The sequence below is a fragment of the Streptomyces sp. NBC_00104 genome (genome assembly GCF_045160825.1).
In the GTDB taxonomy this organism is placed as follows: domain Bacteria; phylum Actinomycetota; class Actinomycetes; order Streptomycetales; family Streptomycetaceae; genus Streptomyces.
Map to the genome: position 1 here is coordinate 8,578,183 of NZ_CP108215.1, position 22,043 is coordinate 8,600,225.

The window sequence follows — 22,043 nt, forward strand, 5'->3', positions numbered from 1 at the left end:
CCCGAGCCGCCCACCCGTACGCCCGAGCCCCCCACCCGTACGCCGGATCCGTCCCTGCCGTCGCCCGCCGTACGCCCCAGCCGAAGGGAAACAGCCTTGCGCACGCCCGCTCTGACCACATCGACCGACGGTTTCCTCCTCCACGGTGAACCGTTCCGGATCATCTCCGGCGCGATGCACTACTTCCGCATCCACCCCGACCTGTGGGCCGACCGGCTGCGCAAGGCCCGGCTGATGGGCCTCAACACCGTGGAGACGTACGTCCCCTGGAATCTCCACCAGCCCGACCCGGACAGCCCACTCGTCCTCGACGGACTGCTCGACCTGCCCCGCTATCTGAGCCTGGCCCGCGCCGAGGGCCTGCACGTCCTGCTGCGCCCGGGCCCCTACATCTGCGCCGAGTGGGACGGCGGCGGCCTGCCCTCCTGGCTCACCTCGGACACCGACATCCGGCTGCGCTCCAGCGACCCCCGCTTCACGGACGCCCTCGACCGCTACCTCGACATCCTGCTGCCCCCGCTGCTGCCGTACATGGCCGCCAACGACGGCCCCGTCATCGCCGTCCAGGTCGAGAACGAGTACGGGGCGTACGGCGACGACACCGCGTATCTCAAGCACGTGCACCAGGCGCTGCGGTCCCGGGGCGTCGAGGAGCTGCTCTTCACCTGCGACCAGGCAGGCTCCGGCCACCACCTGGCCGCCGGGAGCCTGCCCGGCGTCCTGTCGACCGCCACCTTCGGCGGCAGGATCGAGGAGTCACTGAAGGCGCTGCGGGCCCACATGCCCGAAGGGCCGCTGATGTGCTCGGAGTTCTGGATCGGCTGGTTCGACCACTGGGGCGAGGAGCACCACGTGCGGGACGCGGAGAGCGCCGCCGCCGACCTCGACAAACTCCTGGCGGCCGGCGCCTCCGTCAACATCTACATGTTCCACGGCGGCACCAACTTCGGCTTCACCAACGGCGCCAACCACGACCAGTGCTACGCCCCGATCGTCACCTCCTACGACTACGACGCCGCCCTCACCGAGTCCGGCGACCCCGGGTCCAAGTACCACGCCTTCCGTGAGGTGATCGCCCGCCACGCCCCGGTCCCGGACGAACCGGCCCCGGCCCCCGCACCCAAACTCTCCGGAATCACCGTGGAGTTGAACCGACAGGCACCCCTGCTGCCGTACGCGACCTCCCTCGAAGCCCCGGTGGAACGCACCGAACACCCGCTCACGATGGAGGAGTTGGGGCAGCGCTCCGGTTATGCCCTCTACCGCACGACCCTCCCCGAGGCGGGCGACGGTCTGCTCCACTTCGCCGGCGGTGTCGGCGACCGCGCCCAGGTCTTCGTGGACGGCGCCCCGGTGGGCGTACTGGAACGGGAACGCCACGACGAGACCCTGCCCCTGCGCGTCCCGACCCCCGGCGCCACACTCGACGTCCTGGTCGAGAACATGGGCGGCGTCAACTACGGCCCCCGGATCGGCGCCGCCAAGGGCCTGCTCGGCCCGGTCACCTTCAACGGCACCGCCCTGCTCGGCTGGGCCACCCACCGGCTGCCGCTGGCCGACCTGTCCACGGTCCCCTTCGCCCCCGCTTCCGCCGAGGCGACCCCGGTCACCGTCCCCGCCTTCCACCACGGCACCTTCGACGTCGACACCCCCGCCGACACCTTCCTCGCCCTGCCCGGCTGGACCAAGGGCCAGGCCTGGATCAACGGCTTCCACCTCGGCCGCTACTGGAACCGGGGCCCGCAGCGCACCCTGTACGTCCCCGCCCCGGTCCTGCGCCCCGGCGCCAACGACCTGGTGCTGCTGGAGCTCAACGCCACGACCAGTTCCCGCGCCGAGTTCACGGACACACCCGACCTGGGCCCGGTGAAGCCCTGATGGCGTCGGCCCACCATCTACGGCTCCCCGTCGGGCAGGAGCCGCCCCTGCGCGGCCACCTCCCCTTCGTCGACGCGCCGGAGGCCGCCGATCCCATCGAGGTCACCAGCCGTTGGCTGACACGGGGCGGCCGTCCGTGGTTCCCGGTCTCCGGCGAGTTCCACTACACCCGCTACCCGGCGGGGGAGTGGGAGGAGGAACTGCTGAAGATGAAGGCGGGCGGGGTGACGGTCGTCGCGGCGTACGTCATCTGGATCCACCACGAGGAGACCGAGGGCCGCATCCGTTTCGACGGCGACCGCGACCTGCGCCGCTTCGCCGAACTCTGCGCCCGCCACGGCCTGGACTTCGTCCCCCGCATCGGCCCGTGGGTCCACGCCGAGGTCCGGGGCGGCGGCCTGCCCGACTGGGTGCTGGCCCGCACGGACGCACCCCGCACCGACGACCCGGCCTACCTCGCCCCCGTCCGCACCTGGTACGCGGCGATCGCCGAACAACTCCACGGCCTGGACCGTTCCCACGGCGGCCCGATCGTCGCGATCCAGATCGAGAACGAGCTGTACGACCAGCCGGGCCATCTGCTCACGCTGAAACGGATGGCCCAGGAGGCCGGCCTGTCGGCTCCCCTCTGGACGTCGACAGCCTGGGGCGGCGTGCGACTGCCGCCCGACGAACTCCTTCCCCTCTACGGCGGCTACACCGAGACCTTCTGGACCGAGGCGGACGGCGGCTGGCCCGACACCTGCCGCAAGCACTTCTTCTTCACCCACCAGCGCGACGACGAGGGCATCGGCGCGGACCTCCGTCCGACGACGGTACGCGGTGGTGATCCGCAGGCGCTGGCCGGTCGATTCCCCTGGGCCACCTGCGAGTTGGGCGGCGGCATGGCGGTGTCCTACCACCGTCGGCCGCGCGTCGACGCCGCCGACATCGGCGCCCTCGGCCTCACCAAGATCGGCTGCGGATCGGTCTGGCAGGGCTACTACATGTTCCACGGCGGCACGAACCCGCCGGGGGACCTCACCACCCTCCAGGAGTCGCACGCCACCGGCTGTCCCAACGACCTCCCCGTCCTCACCTACGACTTCCAGGCCCCCCTCGGCGAGTACGGCCAGTACCGCCCCTCCTACGACGAACTCCGCCTCCAGCACCTTCTGTTGGCCGACTTCGGCCACAGAATCGCCCCGATGGACTCGGTCCTGCCCGAGCGGCGGCCGGCAGGCCAGGACGACCGGGAGACGCTGCGGTGGGCGGTCCGCGGCGACGGCCGATCGGGCTTCCTCTTCGTCAACAACCACCAGCCGCACGAGCCGCTGCCGGACCACCCGGGCACGACGTTCACGATCGAGCTCCCGGGGAGCCCGGCGGATGCGGCGGGCGCGGGGGGCGCGGGGGGCGCGGAGGATTCTGCCGGCTCGGCCGGCTCGGCCGGCTCGGCCGGCTCCGTGAGCGCGGCCGGGCAGGTTCTGTCGTTGCCCAGCGCACCTGTCACGATCCCCCGAGGGGCCTACTTCTGCTGGCCCTTGCGGCTGGACGTCGCCGGGCTGCGGCTCGACTGGGCCACCGCGCAGCCCGTCTGCACGGTCGACGACGGGCGCGGCCGTACGGTCCTGGTCCTGGCCGCGACCGACGGCATCACCCCCGAACTCGCCCTGGACATCCGCACGGTGACGACGGTCCGCGCACCGTCGGGCGAGGTCACCACCGCGGGCGACCGCATCCTGGTGACCGGGCTGCGCCCCGGCACGGATGCGCTGGTCGAGGTCGACACCACCGACGGCGGCCGTGTCGGCCTCCTGGTCCTGGACGCGGCGACGGCCCGTACCGCCTACCGGGGCCCGGCCTGGGGCGCCGAGCGGCTCGTCCTCGCCGACGGCGGCGTCGTCTTCGACGCCCACGCCGACGAGGTACGCGTCCACAGCACGGCCCCGGAACCGTCGTTCGCCGTCCTGCCCGCCCCGGAGCGGGCTCCGGTGGTGGCCGGGGCGATGGTGAAGGAGGCGGCGGACGGGGTGTTCGTCCGCTACACGGTGGTGGCGGAGGACGACGGGCGCCGCGGACCCGGCGGCACGGAAGGCGTACTGCCGGTCACCCTGGTCCGACCCGCGGGCGAGGCGCCGCCGGTCACGACGGGCGTACTGGGACGGGCGAGTGTGCCTGCCGACGAGTACTTCGACACGGTGGCCGCCGAGTACGCCATCGCGCTGCCGGACGATCCACCGCCCGGCACCCTCCTCCGCGTCCACTGGACCGGCGACGTGGGCCGCGCCTCTGTGGGGGATCGCCTCGTCGCCGACCAGTTCCACGCGGGCCGTGTCTGGGACATCGGCCTCGACCGGCTGCCGGCGGAGGCGCTGCGGGCGGAGGGGCTGCGGCTGCGTGTGCTGCCGCTGCCCGCCGGGGCGGCCGTGTACGTACCGGGCTGGACGGGGGACTCCGAGATTCCGGCGGAGATCGTCAGGGCGGAGTGCACCACCGTCCGCACCTGGCCCCTCCGTCCCGGCTGATCCCCGGCTTTCCTCGCCCCCGCCGCCCCTACCCGTCCCATCCTCAAGGGGCTGCGCCCCTTCGACCCCAGCTGCGGGTCCGTCGTGGTTGCTCGCGCAGTTCCCCGCGCCCCTTGAAGGTCCTGCGGCCCTTTAGGGGTGCGGGGAACTGCGCGAGAAGCCCCACCTACCCGCACCCGACAACCCACCCCTCGGGGTCGAAGGGGCAGCGCCCCTGGGGACGGGACGGGTAGGGGCGGCGGGGGCGAAATCCCCGGACCTATCCTGTGGCCCCACGCAGAACACGACAGACCGGCCCCCTCGAAGAAGGAAGCAGCCGCATGCCCCGAAGCACGACGGACGGCAGCGCGGCCGAACGCCCCGGCGGAGCCGCCCGCGGCCGCAGCCGACGCAACTTCGCCGGCTCCCGCCCGGTGATGGACGACGTGGCCCGCCTCGCCGGCGTCTCCAAGCAGACCGTCTCCCGCGTCCTCAACGACAACCCGGCGGTCCGGGCGGAGACCCGGGAGGCCGTGCTGGAGGCCATGCGGACACTCGGCTACCGCCCCAGCCGCAGCGCACGCTCGCTGGCCAGCGGCCGGACCCGGATGCTCGGGGTGATCTCCTTCGACGCGGCGCGCTACGGCCCCGCCTCCACCCTGACCGCGATCAACACGGCGGCCCAGGAGGCGGGTTACCTCGTCAGTTCCATCGCCCTCGACACGGCGGACCGGGACACGGTCGTCCAGGCGGTGGACCGGCTGTCCGCCGAGGGCGCGGACGGGATCATCGCCATCGCCCCCCAGCGTCCGGTCGCCACCGCACTCGCGCGGTCCCGCCCGGACACCCCGATGGTGATGCTGGACAACGGTCTCGGCGACGGCACCCCCGTCGTCTCCTCGGACTTCACGGGGGGCGCCCGGCTGGCGACCGAACATCTGCTGGCCCTCGGCCACCCCACCGTCCGGCACATCGCGGGCCCGACCGGCTGGACCTCCGCCGACCGACGCGCCGCGAGCTGGCGCGCGACCCTGCGGGAGGCCGGCGCACGCGTCCACGAACCCCTCGTCGGGGACTGGAGCGCCGACTCCGGCTACGAGCTGGGGCGGCGGCTCGCGGACGACCCGGACGTCACCGCCGTGTTCGTCTCCAACGACCAGATGGCGCTCGGCCTGCTGCGCGCCCTGCACGAGGCCGGGCGCCGGGTCCCGGACGACGTGAGCGTGGTCGGCTACGACGACATCCCGGAGGCGGCGCACCTGCTGCCGCCGCTGACGACCGTCCGTACGGACTTCTCGTCGATCGGCACGAGGGCGCTGCGCTTGCTGTTGACGCAGTTGGACGACCCGGCGGATACGGGTGAGGCTTTGGAGAAGGACCCGGTCATCCCCGTCGAACTCATCGTTCGTGACAGTACGGGGCCGGCACGGTAGCGCTCCGTGCCGGGGCGCCAAGGTGCGTCAGCGGCTGCGGGTACGCCGAGGCTGATCGCGCAGTTCCCCGCGCCCCCAGAAGAAGCCCACCGACCCGGCACCGAGAAGCTGGGCGGTGCCGGGCCGAGTGCTCTGAGGACCTACGGCTTTCTTGCGATCGCCCCGTACATCGCGATGTCCTCGTCGCGGATGTCCTGCTCGCCCGTGCCGTCCGGGTGCCACTTGTGGACCTGGACGATGCCGGGCTCGACGAGTTCGAGGCCGTCGAAGAACTCGTGGGCCTCGTCGATCGTGCGGAGCCGCATCGGCATGTCGCGGGCCGCGTACTCGCGGGCCACCCGGCCCACCTCCTCGGGGGCGAACTCGGCGGTGCCGATGGTCATCGCCAGATAGCTGCCCGAGGGGAGGGGTTCGAGGAGACGGCGGACGATGCCGACCGCGTCGTCCTCGTCGAGGACGAAGTGGACGATCGCGATCACGGTGAGTGCGACCGGCTCGCTCAGGTCGAGGGTCTCCAGGAACTCGGGGGAGCCGAGGACGGTCTCCGGGTCCTGGAAGTCGGCCTCGATGTAGGCGGTCCTGCCCTCGGGGGTGCTGGCCAGCAGCCCCTGGGACAGGGTGAGGACGATCGGGTCGTTGTCCACGTAGACGACCCGGGACTCGGGGGCCACCGACTGGGCTATCTCGTGGAGGTTGGGGGAGGTGGGGATGCCGGTTCCGATGTCGAGGAACTGGCGCATGCCCGCCTTCTCGGCGAGCCAGCGCACCGCGCGGTTCATCCAGTCACGGTTGGCGCGCATGTGGACCGGCAGGGCCGGCCACTCGTGCGCCATCGCGTCACCGGCCTCCTTGTCGGCCGGGTAGTAGTCCTTGCCGCCGAGGATGTAGTCGTAGATCCGAGCGGAATGCGCGTGCTCGGTGTCGATCCGGTCGGCCGGCCATCCGTTGTCGGGCAACGCCGCCCCTCCCATCAGGTCGTGTGGTCCAGGTGCACGGTCGGGCAAATGCCGGGGGTTCGGCAAGCGGTGAACCCCGGGTTCGAACAGGTGGTGCGTCAACGAGACGTGGCAGCAAGGGAATCAGAGCAGGAAGTCGGCCTCGCCCGCCTTCACTCCGGCCAGAAAGCTGGTCATCTCACGGGGGGTGAAGAGCAGCGCCGGCCCGTCCGGGTCGGTCGACTGGCGTACGGCGACCCGGCCGTCGGCGAGCTTCTTCACCTCGACGCAGGCGCCGCCCGCGTCGTCGCTCCACGGCCGGCGCCAGTCCTGGGTGCCGAGATCACGGGCGGGCATGCCGTTGCGGACGCCGTTGTGTACTCCGTCGGGTATGTGGTGGTGCACGTCAGAGCTCCTTGCGTATCGCACCGAGGAGGACCTCGGTCTTGCGGGCGGGCGCCGACTGCGCGCCCAGCCGGTCCAGGGCCTCGCGGTAGACGACGACGTCGTCGCCCTTGTCGAGGTACACGGCGCCCACCAGACCGCTGAGGTAGACGATGTCCGGCAACTCGGGTGCCCTGAACCGGAAGAGGTGGAACGCACCGGCCCGCATCGCCGGATGCGGACCGTTGTGGAACGGCATGAGCTGGACCGTCACATGCGGCAGCCGGTTCAGCTCGATCAGATGGTCGATCTGGGCGCGCATCACGTCCGGTCCGCCGACCGGCCATCTGAGCACCGTCTCGTCCATCACCACCCACAGCCGCGGCGGTTGCGCACGGGTGAGGAGTTCCTGGCGCCGCATCCGCAGCGCCACCCGCCGCTCGGTGTCCTCGGTCGCCGCGTGCGGGTTGCCGGCCCCGAGCAGGGCACGGGCGTACTCCTCGGTCTGGAGCAGGCCGTGCACGAACTGTGCCTCGTACGCGCGGATCTGGAGCGCCGCCTGCTCCAGGCTGAGGTAGGCGGCGAACCAGTCGGGCAGGACGTCACGGTAGGTGTGCCACCAGCCGCGTTTGTTGGCCTCCCGGACCGACTTCAGGAAGGTCTCGATCTCCTGCTGGTCCCGTACGCCGTAGACCTGGAGCAGTTTCTCGACGTCCGGGAGGCGGAGCCGGGCGACCTTCGCGGCCTCCAGACGGCGGATCGTGGAATGGCTGACACCGATCGCCTCGCCCGCCTGCTCGAACGTCAGTCCGGCACGCGTGCGCAGCTCCTCCAGCTGTCTGCCGAGGATCATGCGCAGCACGGAGGGGGCGCCGCCCCAGTCCGTCTCCGCGGTCACGCCCACCACCCCCTCACGCCGAGCACAGAGGTCATGTCGCACTGCCTTACGGCTCTTGCGCACTTTCCTTCAAGGGTTGCGCGTTGTTGTACGAGTCGCTTCGAGAGCGCAGTCTGACACGATCTTGGCGCGAACGGGGGCGTCATGCGACGCACAAATTGCAAATTTCAACTTGCTGGTTGCGAGGTGTTGTTCGCGGATGCCACAGTGGACGTACCGTCACGGCTTCGGCGAACACCGGGGCCGCGCGGCCAGGTTGGGGGAGATGTGGCCGCAACTCAGCGCTGTCCGCCACGAGTTGCAAGAGTTCGCGGCGAACGGCGAGGCGGCCGTGGCACCGGCACCACCCCGGTGCGAAGGGCCAACGAAAGGCATACGGCGATGGCTCCGCCCACCCTCCCCCCGTCCACGGACCGGTTAGCCCCGACCATGTACCCACCCCTTGGAACAGAGGCCTACGAACCCCACAGAGCGGGCGTGTTCGGACTGCCCGCGGTGCCCGCGTCGGCGGGCGAGGCGCGCAGAACCGTGCGCGAGTTGCTCGGCGAGTGGGGGGTGCGTCCGGAGACCTGCGAGGACGCTCTCCTGATCACGTCCGAGCTGGTCACCAACGCGTTGACACACACGGACAGCGAGTGGATCGTGTGCCGGCTGCACTTCACCGGCCGTCGGCTCCGGATCGAGGTGGAGGACCAGAACAGCGGTCACGCACAGCCTGCCCGGCGTCGTCCGGGCCCCGACGACCAGAACGGGCGTGGGCTCATGCTGGTCGGCATGCTCAGCAGCGACTGGGGGGTGCGCCACACCCCACAACGGTCCGGTCGCGTCGTCTGGGCAGAACTGCCGTCGGAGGGCCGGGAAACCCCCGAGCCCGCCCCTCCGACGGCCCCGCACGAGAACACGGCCCCGCACGAGAACGAAGGTCTCCCCGTGACCGACCCGTCCTGGACCTAGGCCACCTGGCTCCCACCGCCACGTTCGCCGGTGAGGGTGACCGGAGTCCCGCTCCGGTCACCCGCCGGCCTGCCCGGACGTACGCTGCCTCCGCAGTGACCCCCTCACCGCTGGAGGCATGGTGCGCACCGAGTCCGAGATCGACGTCCTCGTGCTGGGCGGGGCAGGCGTCGACACGATCGTGTACGTCCCCGAGTTGCCCCTCCCGTTCGCCGACAGCCATCTGGTGCCGGCCATCGAGACCCGGGCCGGGCAGACCGGTGACTTCATGGCGGTCGCCACGCACGCGCTCGGCCTGCGGACCCACCACCTGGATCTGCTCGGCGACGACCCCGAGGGCGACCTGGTCCGTGCCCTGCACCGCGACCGGGGCGTCCCCTTCACCGAGGCGCCCCTGCCCGGCGGCACCCGGCGGGCGGTGAACCTGGTCGGCCCGGACGGGCGCCGCTGCTCGCTCTACGACGGCAGCCGGAGCCAGGAGGTGGACGAACTGCCGCCGGAGGCGGTCCGGTCACTGGCCGGGGTCAGCCACCACGTCCATGTCTCCATCAGCCAGCCGTGCGCGGCCTCGCTGCCGGTGCTGCGCGACCTGGGAGTGCCCGTCTCGACCGATCTGCACGACTGGGACGGCATCAACCCCTACCACGAGCCGTTCGCGTACGCCGCCGACCTGGTCTTCCTGTCCGCCGCAGCGCTCGCCGACCCGGAGAAGACCATGCGCCGGATCGCCGAGCGGGGCCGGGCCCGGACCGTCGTCGCCACGGACGGGGCGCGGGGCGCCTACCACCTGGCCGACGGCGAGCTGAGCCACATCCCGGCGGTGGCCCCGCCGACGCCGGTGGTGGACTCCAACGGGGCGGGCGACGCCTTCGCGGCGGGCTACCTCTTCGGCCGTCTCACCGGCGAACCGCCGCACCGGTGCGGCCTCTTCGGCGCGATCGCCGGAGCGTACGCCTGCACCGTCCCCTCGACCCGTACCGATTCCATCGGCCGCGCCGAACTGCTCGCCCGGGCGGAGGAGTTGACTCCCTGAGGTGCGGCCGGAGTCGCAGGGGCGCAGGGTCGGGCGGACGCTGGGCCTCAGCCCGGCCGGAGCCCCGCCGCGACCAGGCGCGCCTCCATCTTGCGGCGGGCCGCGCCGAGCACCGCGAGCAGGAGCTCCTTGCTGGACTGGCGTTGGCGCACGTCGCAGAGGACGACCGGGACGGTGGGCGCCAGATCGAGGGCCTGCCGGACCTGCTCGGGGTCGACCTCACGGCGGCCGTCGAAGCAGTTGACGCCGACCGCGAAGGGAATGCCGCGGGACTCGAAGAAGTCGACCGCGGCGAAGGAGGAGTCGAGCCGCCGGGTGTCGGCGAGGACCACGGCTCCGAGGGCACCGCTGCACAGGTCGTCCCACATGAACCAGAACCGGTCCTGGCCCGGCGTGCCGAAGAGATAGAGCACCAGCTCGGGGGAGATGGTGATTCGGCCGAAGTCCAGGGCGACGGTGGTGGAGACCTTACGCTCGACGCCCCTGAGGTCGTCCACGCGTCTGCCCGCCGCGCTGATGTGCTCCTCGGTCGCCAGCGGGGTCACCTCGCTCACCGAGCCCACCATGGTGGTCTTGCCGACGCCGAAGCCACCCGCGATGAGGATCTTCAGGGCGGTGGGTACGACCGGCTCGGAGCTGACGGACACCATCCATCACCCTTTCGACGAGTTCCAGGCCCGGCCGCCGTCGCGGCTCACGCGTCCTGCACGTAATCGGACGGGGTTTCCGAACGGGGCGCCGCACTCAGGTATTTGCCGACCTGCTTGACCAAGGTGCCCATCTCGAACGCCATCATCCCGACGTCCACCTCCTCCGAGGCGATGGCGGCCAGCCGCGCGCCCCGGCCCGCGGCGGTGACGAAGAGGAACGCCCGCTCCATCTGGATGACCGTCTGCTGGACCTCGCCGCCGTGGAAGTGACGGGCCACGCCCCGGGCCAGACTGTGCATGCCCGAGCCCACGGCGGAGAGGTGCTCCGCGTCGTCGAACCGGATGTCCTTCGACTTGCCGATGAGAAGGCCGTCCCCGGACAGCACGATGGCGCAGCGGATCTCGGGTATGCGTGCCACGAGTCCGTCCAGCAGCCAGTCCAGTTGGGGACCGGGTCGTACCTGCTCTGTCATGTCGTGCCTGTTCCTCACGGTCGGTCGGCGCCAGGGGCGGCGCCGGGTCGTCGGGGCGCCGGGGGCAGCGCCCGTCAGGCGGCGCCGGGGCCGGGTCGTGGTGTGCGCGGACCGTCGGTGTCGTCCGGTCCGGCCAGCCGGGCCCGCGTCGAGCCCCACCGGATCGCCACCATGGCGCGGGCCAGGTCGTCCGGGCAGAGCGTGTCCTGTGCGTCGTCGTCCGCTCCGGGTGCCTCGGCCGTGTCCTCGCCGGGCGGAGGCGCGGGTGGAGTGTTCCGGGGGCGCCGGGGCAGGCTTTGGGGGCCCTGGGGGAGGGGCGGGGCGCCGGCCTCGGTGCGGGGCGTGTCACCGCTCATCCGGGTCACCGGGTCGTACCGCGCGTGGTGCCGATGGGGGTCCCTCCGCGCGAGTGCGTTCGAGCGCGGGGGAGGGTGCCTGGCATCTGATTCCTCGTGGGACAGCGAACATCCGATGGCGATGGGGGGTGCCGCGAGCCGCCCGGCCTCCCCTGTGCTCCGGCCTGACACGCCGTCGGCGAATGTCTGCGGGCGGACGGAACGGTATCAGGACCCGAGCCCCGTCGTCAGCATCCGCCGGGGCGCAACTTAGCGCCGCGTGGCGGCGATTGACGAGACGTCCGGAAGCGTGCGACGCGGGCGCGGTACGGCTCGGCGGACGGACCGCTTCCGGAGGGTTCCCGAAAGCTGACTTGTCGACACATCAGCGTCTCAGGATCAGCACTACCCGGCCACATCCGGCGCCTGGGTGGGTGGCTTGAATTCTGCGGCGACCTGCTCAAACATGCACGCATGGCACGACAGTTTGGTATTTGGCGGTGCACAGCGCGGAGGGAAGACGCCTCCGGGCGGGTGTGCCTGGTGGTCAGGTGGACAGTTGCCCGATTCCGGGTCGGCATGACCGAGCAAGTTCGACTAGGAAAGTATCAAAATGTGGACATCACCGTACTCATATCTCACATTCGGGCTCAGATTTCAACAGCCCACGTTTCGGCCAAACCATTTAAACGATCTTGGCGTGAGAGGTTGATTTGTAGACCATGTTGCACGTCGGCCAGGTCCCCCCTTGGAACCACAGCCTGACGTACAGCCACCGCGCCTTCCGGCGCGGGGAAACGCGAGAAGGGCTTGGCGTGGAACACGTCTTCACAACGCAGGACCACGAGGATCTACGGCAGCGTGTACGAGAGTTCGCCGAGCGTGTGGTACGGCCACTGATACCCGAGATGGAGGCCTCCCGTACCGCGCTGGTGGGGCTCTCCCGGCTGATCGCCGAGCAGGGCTGGATCGGCGCCACGATCGACCCGGCCTACGGCGGTATGGGCGCGGGCCATCTCGCCAAGACCGTCATCATCGAGGAACTGGCCCGGGTGAGCGGCGCGATGGGGGCCATGGTCCAGGCCTCCCAGCTGGGCGTCGCCAAGATCGTTCACTTCGGCGACGACAGCCAGAAGAGCTACTGGCTGCCGAAAATCGCCCGGGGAGAGGTACTGCCGACCATCGCGGTCACCGAGCCGGGGTCGGGGGGACACGTAGCCGGCATGGAGAGCAGCGCGGTACGGGACGGCGACGACTACATCCTCAACGGCCGCAAGGTCTTCGTCGGCAACAGCCATGTGGGCGATGTGCACGGTGTCGTGGTCCGCACCGGGCCCGGCTCCAAGGGCATGACGGCCTTCCTCGTCGAGTCCGACCGGCCCGGCTTCTCCCTCGCGCGGCAGGTGCCCTCCATGGGGCTGCACGGATTCAGCTTCGGGGAGCTCATCTTCGACAACTGCCGGGTGCCGGCCACCAACCGGCTCGGTGCGGAGGGCGAGGGACTGGCCGTCGCCTACTCCTCGTCGGTGCTCTACGGCCGCCTCAACCTGACCGCGGTGTCCCTGGGTATCCACCAGGCGGTGTTCGAGGAGACCGCCCGGTACTGCGGTGAGACGCAGCGCTACGGGAAGCCGCTGGGGCACCTGCCCAACATCAAGATCGAGCTGGGGCGGATGCTGCAACGCCTCACCCTCGCACGGCAGAGCGCCTATCTCGCCGCGCATCTGCTGGACAACGGGCGGCCCTGCGACGTCGAGCTCATGTCCGCGAAGCTCTACAACGTCGAGTCGTCCATCGAGTCGGCCCAGGCATCCGTGAAGATGCACGCGGCCTGCGGCATGTTCACCGACCGACCGGTGGAGCGCTATCTGCGCGACGCCTTCCACATCTACGCACCCGCCGGCACCTCCGACATCCAGGGCCTCAGGCTGGGCGAGTTCGCGCTCGGCGAGGACAAGGGCCAGTGGTCCGAGCGTCTCGCCGATCTGGTCCGCACCCCGCGGGTCGAGTCGCGGGAGCCGGAACTGAGCCCGGTCGGCGAACTGGTCTAGGGCCACTCCGGTCTCGTCCGCCGGCGGGGCCGGTCAGCAGAGAAACCGCGGACACAGCGTCGTGTCCGCGGCTTTCGTGAGCCGGGTTCCCGGCGGCCCGTTTCCCCTCGACCTCACCGGACCGGCGGTGCCCGGTGGGGCTCAGTTGCCGCCGGCGATGACCTGGATCTGGTCGGACATCTCCTGCGCCATGTGCTTGATGATCTCCAGCCGCTGCCGCCCCCACGTACGGGAGTCGGTGTCGACGACACAGATCGTGCCCAGGTTGATCCCCGCCAGCCTGTCGACCAACGGCGCGCCCATGTAGGAGCGGATACCGATCTCGTCCACGACCGCGTTGCCCGCGAACCGCGGGTAGTCGCAGACGTCGTCGAGCACCAGCGCCGCGGTCCGCTTGACGGTGTGCGGGCAGAAGCCGTGGTCGAGACGCATCTCCCGGCTCACCGAGGTCTCGGCCGCCTGCCCCTGCGCGATGTTGACGGGTCCGGCGTCCGGCGTGTACAGCCCGGCGAAGAACTGCCGCCTGTCGTCGACGAAGTTGACCATCGCGTACGGCGCGTCCAGCTCCAGGGCGAGCCGACGCGCGAACTCGTCGAACTCGGCCCGGGGGGCGTTGCCGAGCCCCAGCTGGGCGATCCTGGCGGCGCGTTGCGGGCCGGCCGGATCCTCCGGGGTCAGGAGCAGACGGTCGAGCGGTGGCTCATAGGAGGAGTAGGGGCTGTTCATGAGAACTCCGTTCGGGGTCGGCTGAGTTGAGTAAGGATCAACGGAGCACGGGTGGCTGGTACGACGCCACGTCGGGTGTCATGCCGAGCAGATGCTGTACGAGTTCGAGGAGCACGCCCGTACCGGAGCTGCAGTGCCGGGCGTCGCAGAACACGATCGGTGCGTTGGACTTCAGCCCGATGGCGTCGCGGACCTCCTCGATGGAGTACTGGTACGCGCCGTCGAACTCGTTCACCCCCACGACGAACGGGATTCCGCGCACCTCGAAGAAGTCCACCGCCGGGAAGCACGCGTCGAGCCGGCGGGTGTCGGCCAGCACCACCGCGCCCAGCGCCCCGTCGGACAACTCGTCCCACATGAACCAGAACCGTTCCTGCCCGGGTGTGCCGAACAGGTACAGGACGTGGTCCGAGTCGAGGGTGATACGGCCGAAGTCCATGGCCACGGTGGTGGTGGACTTCTCCTCGACCCCGTCGAGGCTGTCGGTACGGACACTGGCCGTGGTGATGACCTCCTCGGTGCTCAGCGGCGCGATCTCGCTGACCGCCCCCACGAAGGTCGTCTTGCCCACCCCGAACCCTCCCGCCACGAGGATCTTCAGGGCGGTCGGGAAGGGGTCAGAGCCGTGCGCGTAGGCCATCAAGCACCGCCTCCAAAACTTCTCGGTTGGCGGCGGAGGCCGCCTCGACGGCACGGGGCGCCCGTGCGGTGAGCGCCTCGTGCTGGACTAGGTCGGACAACAGGACTTTGGTGACGGCGACCGGGAGGTTCATCCGCGCGGACACCTCGACCACCGGCACCGGCCTGGCACACAGGCCGAGCACCGTGTCGTGGTCGGGGCCGAGGTCGGTGCTCGGCAGGATGCCGGTGGCCATCACCAGGGTGAGCAGGTCGAAAGGCGTCGAGGGCCGAGTGCGCCCGTTGCTGACGGTGAACGGCCGGACTAAGCGTCCGGCCTCCTCGTCCAGGAACATCTCGTCCGTCATCGCGTCACATCCCCGCGCTGGACGGTGCGGTCGGGCGACGGGCCGGCGTGGCGAGGAACGGCTGCACGGCCCGGATCAGCATGCCCATCTCGTAGCCGAGCGTCTCGGTGTGCGTCGTCGCGTCCGCGGTGACCGCCAGCACGGCGCCGTGGCCCGCCGAGGCCACGATGAGGATGCCGTTGTGCAGTTCCACGATGACCTGACGGACGGTGCCGCCGTTGCCCAGCACCCTGTCGTGACCGAAGGAACGGCCCAGGGAGTTGAGCCCGGAGGCTATCGCGGCCAGCCGGTCGGCGTCGTCGGCACCCAGATCCACATGTGCCTTGCTCAAGCCGTCGGACGAGAGCAACAGCACCTGGCGGGTACCGGGGACGGTCTTCTTGAGGTTCTCCAGCAGCCAGTCGATGTTCTGTCCGGTGGGGTGGCTATCGCTCACCATGGTGGGGTTCTTCTCCTTGCGGTTGGGGCGGGGCCCAGCGCGTGTCGTCGACGGGGATCGCGTCGGAGGTGGCGCCGGCGAGACCGAAGCCTCGATTGATACCGGCCAGGAGGCCGGGGCTGAAGTTCAGGTCCTGCTCGGTGGTCTCGGGACGTGGAGCGGGTCCCTGGCGGAGCTCGGGGGCCAGGTGCTCCATCGCACGGCGCTTCGGCAGGACCGGCCTGGCGGGCCCACCGGACCCGTGCGGCGCGGCCGACGGACGCTCGTAGCCCGAGGGACGGTACTCGGACCGTACGTCGGAGACGGGCTGCGCCCGCTCGTGCCGGGCTGCCGCCGGGGGCGGCACGGGTGCGGCCGGCCGCTGCGGTACGCCCGCCGGGGGACCGGCCTGGGAGGGGAGGGAGACCGGGTGACCCAGGTGCGCGTGGTGCGGTACGGCGGCCGGCGGAGCCGCGTGGGACGGGATCTCCCAGGCGGGCGCGGACGCCTGCATCGGCTGGGGCGCGGCGGGCGGCCGCACCTGGACCGGTGCCTGGGGCGCCGGCCCCTCCTCCTCGCCCAGCAGCCCCTGCGGGAGCACCAGGATGGCCTGGACGCCGCCGTAGATGTTGCCCTGCAGCTGGACCGCGATGCCGTGCCTGCGGGCCAGGGACGAGACCACGAACAGACCGATCCGGCCGTCGGCGAGCAGCTTGGCGACGTCGATGCGGGCCGGGTCGGCCAGCAGCGTGTTGATCCGGTCCTGGTCCTCCTGGGGGATGCCCAGGCCGCGGTCCTCCACCTCGATGGCGATGCCGGCGGTCACCCGGCGGGAACGCAGGAGGATCTGGGTGTCCGGGTGGGAGAACATCGTGGCGTTCTCGACCAGTTCGGCCAGCAGGTGGATGACGTCGGCGACCGCGTGGCCACGCAGGGTGCCCTCGATCGGCGGCACCAGCTTGACGCGGGAGTACTGCTCGACCTCGGCGATGGAGGACCGCAGCACCTCCGTCAGCGTCACGGGATTGGTCCACTGGCGACGGGAGACCGCGCCGCCGAGCACCGCGAGGTTCTCGGCGTGCCGCCGAATTCGGGTGGCCAGGTGGTCGATGCCGAAGATCCGCCGGAGCAGATCCGGGTCCTCGACCTGGTTCTCCAGATCGTCCAGCTCGCGGATGGTGCGGTGGACGAGCGACTGCAGCCGTCGGGCCAGGTTGACGAAGACCTCGACCTTGTCGCTGTTGTCGTCGGAGGCGGCCTGGAAGTAGCTCGCCGCCCAGACGAGGGCCTCGCGGGCCCGGTGCTGGGCCTCCGTGACCTCGTACTCCAGCTTCTGGTACGGGTCTTCGGCACGTGGCGCCTGGTAGGCGAAGCCGCGCGAGAGCAACTGCTCGCCCCGCTTGAGCCGGGTCAGGTCCTCGTCGAGCGCCCAGTTGCCGGTCGTGATGGCCCGCCGCAGCGACTCGGCGCGCTTGGCGTCGGACCTGGCCCGCTTCCTGGCCGCCATCACGGCCCCGGCTATGCAGCCGCAGCCGAGGACGGCGCCGCCCGCCAGCACGCCCCAGGTGGCGGCGTCGGCCGTGCCCTCCTGCAGTCGCAGGACCGTGCCCGTGACGGCGGTGGATATTCCGGCCATGAACGCGGCCGGGAGTACGGCGAGCCGCGTCAGCCGGGGTTGCGGAGCCGAGGAGTTCGCGGAATCCGACGCCCCGGGCTTTCCGTGCCGGTGACGGGAAGGGGGAGTCGTCGTGTCCGGCCGACCGTGTTCCGGGGTCGTTGCGAAGGGTGGGGGTTCAGGCATCGGAGTCCTCTCGATCAGCCAGTACGCGACAGAGTAACGAAGAACGTCAACTATCTGACCAGCAGCCCTGGACGCTCAGGGGAGGTCTGTCACCTGAAGTGCCGTCAGTGGCGGCAAGGGCCTGCGACGCCTTTTTACCGCCTATTCATGACGCGGCGCCGCAACAGTTCTTCACACCTCGGCCAGGATGCCGCGCCACCTGTGAAAGAGGGACCGTCGGGCGGCGGGTCACCTGCGGGTTCTGTCGTTCGGGCGCTGGTTCCCGGTCGCGCGAAGCGCACGGTTCAGGCCATTCGGCCGTTGTGCTGTCTCGTGTCAACTCGCGCCGTGGTAAAGGGGAGTCGGGCGTGAGGCCGGTTCGGTCGCACATGCTGGGCACGGCGACTCCAAGGAACATTCACACCAGGAGGGCCGGAAAGCGTCCAAGGTCGACGCCCGGCCATGCTTTGGCTAAGCTTTAGACTTCAACGGAACGTTGGGGGCAGCCGGTGTGAGAACCTACTCGACGGGTGATTTTCCGTCATCCGATCCTTTCGCAACTCCCGTGATCTTAACGGGAGTTGCGTCAGCGTATGCTCTGGCGCATCTCCCGGGGGCTGACGCCGTAGCGCCGGCGGAAGGCCGTGCTGAGGGCGCTCGCGGAGGAGAAGCCCACGGAGTAGGCGAGATCCGTGATCGTCATGTGGTCGCACTCCGCGCACAGTAAGCGGTCCCGGACGAGCCGCAGCCGCTCCTCGCGGATCAGTTCGCGGGGCGTGGTCCCCGCCTTCTGCAGGGCCAGTTGGATCTGGCGCAGCGACCAGCCGAGGGCGTGCGCCACCGCCGTACCCGTGAGATGGGGGTCGGCCACGTGGTCGCGCACATAGCGGCGGACCATCGCCTCCACCTCGCCCAGCTGTCCGGGGGCGTCGGGGCGGTCGTCGCCCGCGGTGAGCATGCACACCAGCTCCACGACCCGGTCGGAGACGGCGTTGAACTCCGGGTCGGTGAGATGCTCCCGCTCCTCGTGCAGCCCGGTCAGCATCGAGCCGACGATGCGGCCCAGGCCGGTCGCGAGGTTCAGACCACTGGCGACCGGCGACCTGCTGTTGAGCCGGCCGTCCACCTCGCGGGCCGGGATGGTGAAGATGAACGCGTCGATGGCGTCGCTCTGGAGGCACTGGAACGGTGACGCGAAGGTGACCAGTGCCGCCGTGCCCGGGGTCAGCCGGGCCTCCTCGCCGTCCTGCCGCAGGACCATCTCACCGCTCATCGGCAGCAGCAGCCGGTAGTCCTCGTCCGGGTCCTGGCGCACCTGGCGCATGGTGCGGGTGTACTCGATCTCGTCGGACCGGTACTTCACCAACTGGTACGTGTCAGTGCGCTGACGGACGGTCTCGCCGCGGAAGTTGTCCGACTGGGCGTACTTGAAGCCCATCCGGGACTGGTACGAGCCGATCTGCTCGGTCCAGAAGTCGGCACGCTCGCGCGGGGCCAACTCCTCGGTGGTCAGCGCCTCGACGCTGTAACTTCCCGCGGGCAACGGGCTCCTCCCTTGTGCCGGGCCCCCGACGACGTCCTTGTGGTCACTTACGGTCCGCGGTGCGGAAATCTTCAACTTCTGCTTGATCAAAGATAGTTACCGACCGGTCGGACCCGGAGGGCACCCTAGCGTGGCAAGCGGTTGCCATGCCGCCCGGGCCGGTGTGGCCGAATATGCCGGGGGAAAGTCGCGTGTTCATCCGCGCCCCTTGCGTCACTCGTGCGCCCTGTGACAACTTCCCTGCGCGTCACGGAAAGTACCCGCGCGGTCGCGCCGCTAGCGTCGGGCGCTCCGTCAACTCCCGCCCGGCGTCCCGGACCCGCCGACGCCTGGGGACTTGAGGACGTAAGGACTTGTACTTCATGACCGAACCGATACCGCAGGCGGTGGCCTGGGCCCTGGCAGCGGCCCTGCTCGCCACCGCCGTACTCCTGCTGCGCCAGCACGGGATCACCAGGCGGCAGCGCAGAAGGAACGCCGTCCTCACCGACGACGTGCGGGCCCGGGAGGAGGAACTGCGCCATCTGGTCACGGTCCGCCTGCCGGCCCTCGCCGACCACCCCGGCCAGAGCGTGCCCGGCGTCGGACCGCTCGACGGCCGGCTCGCCGAGACGGAGTTCGGCAAGGGCCTCGACGAGGTGCTCGCCCGCTTCTCCGGCGCCGTCGAGCACGCCCAGATCCGCGCCGACCAGTCCGCCAAGGCCGCTCTCAAGGCGTCCATGCGCTCGATCCAGGCCCTCGCCAACGAGCAGCAGATGTCCATCTCCGAGATGCAGGACCGGCACGACGACCCCGACGTGCTGCGCGACCTTCTCGAAGTCGACCACACCAACGCCCAGTTCGGCCGCCGCGCCCAGGCCATCGCCGTCCTGTGCGGCTCCTGGCCGGGCCGGCAGCGCGCCACCTCCCCGCTCGTCGAGGTCGTCCGGGGCGCCACCTCGCGCATCCGCGACTACCGGCGCGTACGCGTCCACGGCCAGGTCGACATCGCGGTGGAGAGCCGCGCCGTGGAGCCGGTCGTCCTGGCGATCGCCGAGCTGCTCGACAACGCCGCCCGCCACTCCCAGCCCAACACCACGGTCGAGGTGAACGTCCGACACGTGCACAACGGCGCGTGTGTCGTCATCGACGACGCGGGCGTCGGCATGGACGGCCACGCCGTGGAACGCGCCACCCAGCTGCTCAGTGGACGCAGCGAGGTGGACGTCACCCGCCTCGACGACCCGCCCCAGTTCGGCTTCGCCGTCATCGGGATGCTCGCCCGGCGCTACGGATTCACCGTCTCCGTGGACACCCGCTCGCCGTACGGCGGCGTCCGCGCCGTCGCGTTCCTGCCCGCCGCGCTGCTCACCCACCTGGAGCCCGCCGCACCGGAGCCACAGATCGAGCTGACACCCGTGACCGAGACCGCCCCCGCCCTCCGCCGTGCTCCTGCCGACGACACCCCCGACGACACCACCGAAGGCGGTCTGCCCAAACGCCGCCGGCGCACCCCCAAGCGGACGGCCGCCCCCGAGCCGGAGCCCGCGACGGCCGAGGAGATCCCCGGCCGCTCACCCGAGGAGAACGCCCGCATCATGGGCGCCTTCGCCCGCGGCACCCGCTTCGGCCGGGCGGCGGGACGCATCCTCGACGAGGACGAGTACGGTCCCGACCCCACCGCCGGCCCCGCGCGGACCACCCCCCACGAGAACGAAGGGACCCCCCACGCATGATCGAGCCCACGACGAACGAGCTGGGCTGGATGCTCGACGACGTACTGAAGGTGCCCGAGGCCCGCCACGCCATCCTGCTCTCCGCCGACGGCATGCTGCGGGCCCACTCCGCCGACATCGGCCGCGACGACGCCGAGCGCCTCGCGGCCGGGCTCTCCGGACTTCAGTCGATCAGCCGCAGCACCTCCGAGTTCTGCGGCTCGGCCGACAGCCCGTGGCGGCAGACCCTGATCGAGTTCGGGCACGGCTTCGTCTTCCTCGTCGCGGCCGGCGAGGGTGCCTATCTCGCGGTGTCCACCGGCGACGAGGTCGACATGGAGGCGGTGACGTACCGCATGCACAAGCTCGTCGACCGGCTCGGCAAGGTGCTGACCAGCCCGGCGCGGCTGGACACGGGCAGCAGGGCATGACGCCCCGCCGCCGGCCCGAGGGGCGTCTGGTGCGGTCGTACGTCGTCACCGGCGGCCGCGCCCACCCGACCCGCAACACCCTGGACCTGGTCACGCTGCTGATCGCGACCACCGACCTGTCGCTGGCCGGCCTCACCCCCGAGATGCGCCGGATGATGGAGCTGTGCCGCCCCGGCGCGCTCTCCCTCGCCGAGGTCGCCGGCCATCTGCACCTCCCGGTCAGCGTGACCAAGGTCCTGGTCGCCGACCTCATGGACAGCGGCCACATCGTCACCCGCGCACCGATCCCGGCCGCCCGGCCGTCCGACGCCAGAATCCTCCAGGAGGTCCTCGATGGGCTCCGCGCCCGCCTCTGACGACGTCTACCTGCGGCCGACGGTGAAGACAGCGGTCAAGCTGCTCGTCGTCGGTCACTTCGCGGTCGGCAAGACCACGTTCGTCGGCACGCTCTCCGAGATCCGGCCGCTGCGCACCGAGGAGGTCATGACCGAGGCCGGCGCCCTGGTCGACGACCTCGCCGGCACCCGCGACAAGACCACCACCACGGTCGCCATGGACTTCGGCCGGCTCACCCTCAACGACTCCCTGGTGCTGTACCTGTTCGGCGCCCCCGGGCAGCAGCGCTTCACCAAGCTCTGGCAGGACATGACCCGGGGCGCCCTCGGCGCGCTGGTCCTCGCCGACACCCGGCGTCTGTCCCACTCCTTCGACGTGATGGGCGTCCTGGAGGAGCTGGACCTGCCGTACGCCGTCGCCGTCAACGACTTCGACGGCGCCCCCGTGCACGACCTGGACGAGGTGCGCGAGGCCCTCGACCTGCTCGACGAGACCCCGCTGGTGCGCTGCGACGCCCGCGACCCGGAGTCCTCCACCCGGGCCCTGATCTCCCTCGTCGAGTACCTGCTGAGCCGCGAGACCGAACTGGAGCACGCGTGACCCCCGCATCGCCGTCCGG

22 protein-coding genes are annotated in these 22,043 nt (G+C 70.9%); 10 read left to right on the plus strand and 12 right to left on the minus strand.

Annotated features, from left to right (window positions below; all coding sequences use genetic code 11):
• Positions 1-96 precede the first annotated feature (96 nt).
• The 3 genes from OG272_RS37645 (at position 97) to OG272_RS37655 (ending at position 5,797) form a co-directional block, all read left to right on the plus strand.
• Positions 97-1,878: a glycoside hydrolase family 35 protein gene (locus OG272_RS37645; protein WP_405895575.1), complete on the plus strand. Its 1,782-nt coding sequence runs from the start codon at positions 97-99 to the stop codon at positions 1,876-1,878.
• Entirely contained in the window at positions 1,878-4,385 is a 2,508-nt protein-coding gene (locus OG272_RS37650) for a beta-galactosidase (protein ID WP_405895576.1), read from the plus strand. Before OG272_RS37645 ends, OG272_RS37650 begins: the two co-directional genes overlap by 1 nt.
• Before the next feature lie 320 nt (positions 4,386-4,705).
• On the plus strand, positions 4,706-5,797 hold the full coding sequence (locus OG272_RS37655; RefSeq protein ID WP_327727349.1) for a LacI family DNA-binding transcriptional regulator: 1,092 nt from the start codon (positions 4,706-4,708) through the stop codon (positions 5,795-5,797).
• A gap of 140 nt (positions 5,798-5,937) precedes the next feature.
• Here OG272_RS37655 and OG272_RS37660 read toward each other — a convergent pair whose 3' ends face one another.
• From OG272_RS37660 to OG272_RS37670, 3 genes are all read right to left on the minus strand, one after another.
• Positions 5,938-6,753 (minus strand): SAM-dependent methyltransferase, encoded by an 816-nt coding sequence (locus OG272_RS37660; protein ID WP_326575697.1) that lies wholly within the window; start codon positions 6,751-6,753, stop codon positions 5,938-5,940.
• Between the two features lie 123 nt (positions 6,754-6,876).
• The gene (locus OG272_RS37665) at positions 6,877-7,137 is read right to left on the minus strand and encodes a DUF397 domain-containing protein (protein ID WP_326575695.1); all 261 of its coding nucleotides are present in this window, start codon (positions 7,135-7,137) and stop codon (positions 6,877-6,879) included.
• Position 7,138: 1 nt separating this feature from the next.
• Complete coding sequence (locus OG272_RS37670; protein ID WP_326575693.1) at positions 7,139-8,014, minus strand: helix-turn-helix transcriptional regulator; 876 nt, start codon at positions 8,012-8,014, stop codon at positions 7,139-7,141.
• Between the two features lie 477 nt (positions 8,015-8,491).
• On the opposite strand from OG272_RS37670, the gene OG272_RS37675 reads away from it, so the two are divergent.
• Positions 8,492-8,968, plus strand: a complete 477-nt coding sequence (locus OG272_RS37675; protein ID WP_326575691.1) for an ATP-binding protein — start codon at positions 8,492-8,494, stop codon at positions 8,966-8,968.
• A gap of 118 nt (positions 8,969-9,086) precedes the next feature.
• Complete coding sequence (locus OG272_RS37680; RefSeq protein ID WP_326575689.1) at positions 9,087-10,001, plus strand: adenosine kinase; 915 nt, start codon at positions 9,087-9,089, stop codon at positions 9,999-10,001.
• Positions 10,002-10,048: 47 nt separating this feature from the next.
• Here the strand turns inward: OG272_RS37680 and OG272_RS37685 are convergent, their stop codons facing one another.
• The 3 genes from OG272_RS37685 to OG272_RS37695 form a co-directional block, all read right to left on the minus strand.
• Positions 10,049-10,651, minus strand: a complete 603-nt coding sequence (locus tag OG272_RS37685; RefSeq protein WP_327727348.1) for an ATP/GTP-binding protein — start codon at positions 10,649-10,651, stop codon at positions 10,049-10,051.
• A 44-nt stretch (positions 10,652-10,695) separates the two neighbouring features.
• Entirely contained in the window at positions 10,696-11,124 is a 429-nt protein-coding gene (locus OG272_RS37690; protein WP_405895577.1) for a roadblock/LC7 domain-containing protein, read from the minus strand.
• Between the two features lie 74 nt (positions 11,125-11,198).
• Positions 11,199-11,480, minus strand: a complete 282-nt coding sequence (locus OG272_RS37695; RefSeq protein WP_326575683.1) for a hypothetical protein — start codon at positions 11,478-11,480, stop codon at positions 11,199-11,201.
• 794 nt (positions 11,481-12,274) lie between these two features.
• On the opposite strand from OG272_RS37695, the gene OG272_RS37700 reads away from it, so the two are divergent.
• Positions 12,275-13,510, plus strand: coding sequence for an acyl-CoA dehydrogenase family protein (locus OG272_RS37700; protein WP_405895578.1), 1,236 nt, complete (start codon positions 12,275-12,277; stop codon positions 13,508-13,510).
• Positions 13,511-13,651: 141 nt separating this feature from the next.
• Here OG272_RS37700 and OG272_RS37705 read toward each other — a convergent pair whose 3' ends face one another.
• The 6 genes from OG272_RS37705 to OG272_RS37730 form a co-directional block, all read right to left on the minus strand.
• Positions 13,652-14,236, minus strand: a complete 585-nt coding sequence (locus OG272_RS37705) for a GAF domain-containing protein (protein WP_326575681.1) — start codon at positions 14,234-14,236, stop codon at positions 13,652-13,654.
• A gap of 37 nt (positions 14,237-14,273) precedes the next feature.
• A complete protein-coding gene (locus tag OG272_RS37710; RefSeq protein ID WP_326575679.1) occupies positions 14,274-14,876 on the minus strand; it encodes an ATP/GTP-binding protein in 603 nt (200 codons plus the stop codon).
• Positions 14,854-15,222, minus strand: a complete 369-nt coding sequence (locus tag OG272_RS37715; protein ID WP_326575677.1) for a DUF742 domain-containing protein — start codon at positions 15,220-15,222, stop codon at positions 14,854-14,856. Before OG272_RS37715 ends, OG272_RS37710 begins: the two co-directional genes overlap by 23 nt.
• 4 nt (positions 15,223-15,226) lie before the next feature.
• Positions 15,227-15,661: a roadblock/LC7 domain-containing protein gene (locus OG272_RS37720; RefSeq protein WP_326575675.1), complete on the minus strand. Its 435-nt coding sequence runs from the start codon at positions 15,659-15,661 to the stop codon at positions 15,227-15,229.
• Positions 15,648-17,441: an ATP-binding protein gene (locus OG272_RS37725; RefSeq protein ID WP_405895579.1), complete on the minus strand. Its 1,794-nt coding sequence runs from the start codon at positions 17,439-17,441 to the stop codon at positions 15,648-15,650. The genes OG272_RS37720 and OG272_RS37725 overlap by 14 nt, the downstream gene beginning before the upstream one ends.
• 565 nt (positions 17,442-18,006) lie before the next feature.
• Entirely contained in the window at positions 18,007-18,963 is a 957-nt protein-coding gene (locus OG272_RS37730; RefSeq protein ID WP_327727347.1) for a helix-turn-helix domain-containing protein, read from the minus strand.
• Positions 18,964-19,325: 362 nt separating this feature from the next.
• Here OG272_RS37730 and OG272_RS37735 point away from each other — a divergent pair, with 362 nt between their 5' ends.
• Genes OG272_RS37735 through OG272_RS37750 form a run of 4 tightly spaced genes read left to right on the plus strand, consistent with a single transcriptional unit; the run spans position 19,326 to position 22,024 of the window.
• A complete protein-coding gene (locus OG272_RS37735) occupies positions 19,326-20,678 on the plus strand; it encodes an ATP-binding protein (RefSeq protein WP_327727346.1) in 1,353 nt (450 codons plus the stop codon).
• The gene (locus tag OG272_RS37740; protein ID WP_326575667.1) at positions 20,675-21,088 is read left to right on the plus strand and encodes a roadblock/LC7 domain-containing protein; all 414 of its coding nucleotides are present in this window, start codon (positions 20,675-20,677) and stop codon (positions 21,086-21,088) included. Before OG272_RS37735 ends, OG272_RS37740 begins: the two co-directional genes overlap by 4 nt.
• Positions 21,085-21,444, plus strand: a complete 360-nt coding sequence (locus OG272_RS37745) for a DUF742 domain-containing protein (RefSeq protein WP_326575665.1) — start codon at positions 21,085-21,087, stop codon at positions 21,442-21,444. Before OG272_RS37740 ends, OG272_RS37745 begins: the two co-directional genes overlap by 4 nt.
• Entirely contained in the window at positions 21,422-22,024 is a 603-nt protein-coding gene (locus tag OG272_RS37750; protein WP_257567796.1) for an ATP/GTP-binding protein, read from the plus strand. Before OG272_RS37745 ends, OG272_RS37750 begins: the two co-directional genes overlap by 23 nt.
• The last annotated feature ends 19 nt before the right edge of the window (positions 22,025-22,043 follow it).

Excerpts from the sequence above, each read along its gene's own strand:
- OG272_RS37695 (WP_326575683.1), bottom strand. The coding sequence starts at position 11,480 with ATGAGCGGTGACACGCCCCGCACCGAGGCCGGCGCCCCGCCCCTCCCC.
- OG272_RS37685 (WP_327727348.1), bottom strand. The coding sequence starts at position 10,651 with ATGGTGTCCGTCAGCTCCGAGCCGGTCGTACCCACCGCCCTGAAGATC.
- OG272_RS37710 (WP_326575679.1), bottom strand. The coding sequence starts at position 14,876 with ATGGCCTACGCGCACGGCTCTGACCCCTTCCCGACCGCCCTGAAGATC.
- OG272_RS37655 (WP_327727349.1), top strand. The coding sequence starts at position 4,706 with ATGCCCCGAAGCACGACGGACGGCAGCGCGGCCGAACGCCCCGGCGGA.
- OG272_RS37725 (WP_405895579.1), bottom strand. The coding sequence starts at position 17,441 with ATGCCTGAACCCCCACCCTTCGCAACGACCCCGGAACACGGTCGGCCG.
- OG272_RS37720 (WP_326575675.1), bottom strand. The coding sequence starts at position 15,661 with ATGGTGAGCGATAGCCACCCCACCGGACAGAACATCGACTGGCTGCTG.
- OG272_RS37715 (WP_326575677.1), bottom strand. The coding sequence starts at position 15,222 with ATGACGGACGAGATGTTCCTGGACGAGGAGGCCGGACGCTTAGTCCGG.
- OG272_RS37680 (WP_326575689.1), top strand. The coding sequence starts at position 9,087 with ATGGTGCGCACCGAGTCCGAGATCGACGTCCTCGTGCTGGGCGGGGCA.
- OG272_RS37750 (WP_257567796.1), top strand. The coding sequence starts at position 21,422 with ATGGGCTCCGCGCCCGCCTCTGACGACGTCTACCTGCGGCCGACGGTG.
- OG272_RS37735 (WP_327727346.1), top strand. The coding sequence starts at position 19,326 with ATGACCGAACCGATACCGCAGGCGGTGGCCTGGGCCCTGGCAGCGGCC.
- OG272_RS37650 (WP_405895576.1), top strand. The coding sequence starts at position 1,878 with ATGGCGTCGGCCCACCATCTACGGCTCCCCGTCGGGCAGGAGCCGCCC.
- OG272_RS37690 (WP_405895577.1), bottom strand. The coding sequence starts at position 11,124 with ATGACAGAGCAGGTACGACCCGGTCCCCAACTGGACTGGCTGCTGGAC.
- OG272_RS37745 (WP_326575665.1), top strand. The coding sequence starts at position 21,085 with ATGACGCCCCGCCGCCGGCCCGAGGGGCGTCTGGTGCGGTCGTACGTC.
- OG272_RS37705 (WP_326575681.1), bottom strand. The coding sequence starts at position 14,236 with ATGAACAGCCCCTACTCCTCCTATGAGCCACCGCTCGACCGTCTGCTC.
- OG272_RS37740 (WP_326575667.1), top strand. The coding sequence starts at position 20,675 with ATGATCGAGCCCACGACGAACGAGCTGGGCTGGATGCTCGACGACGTA.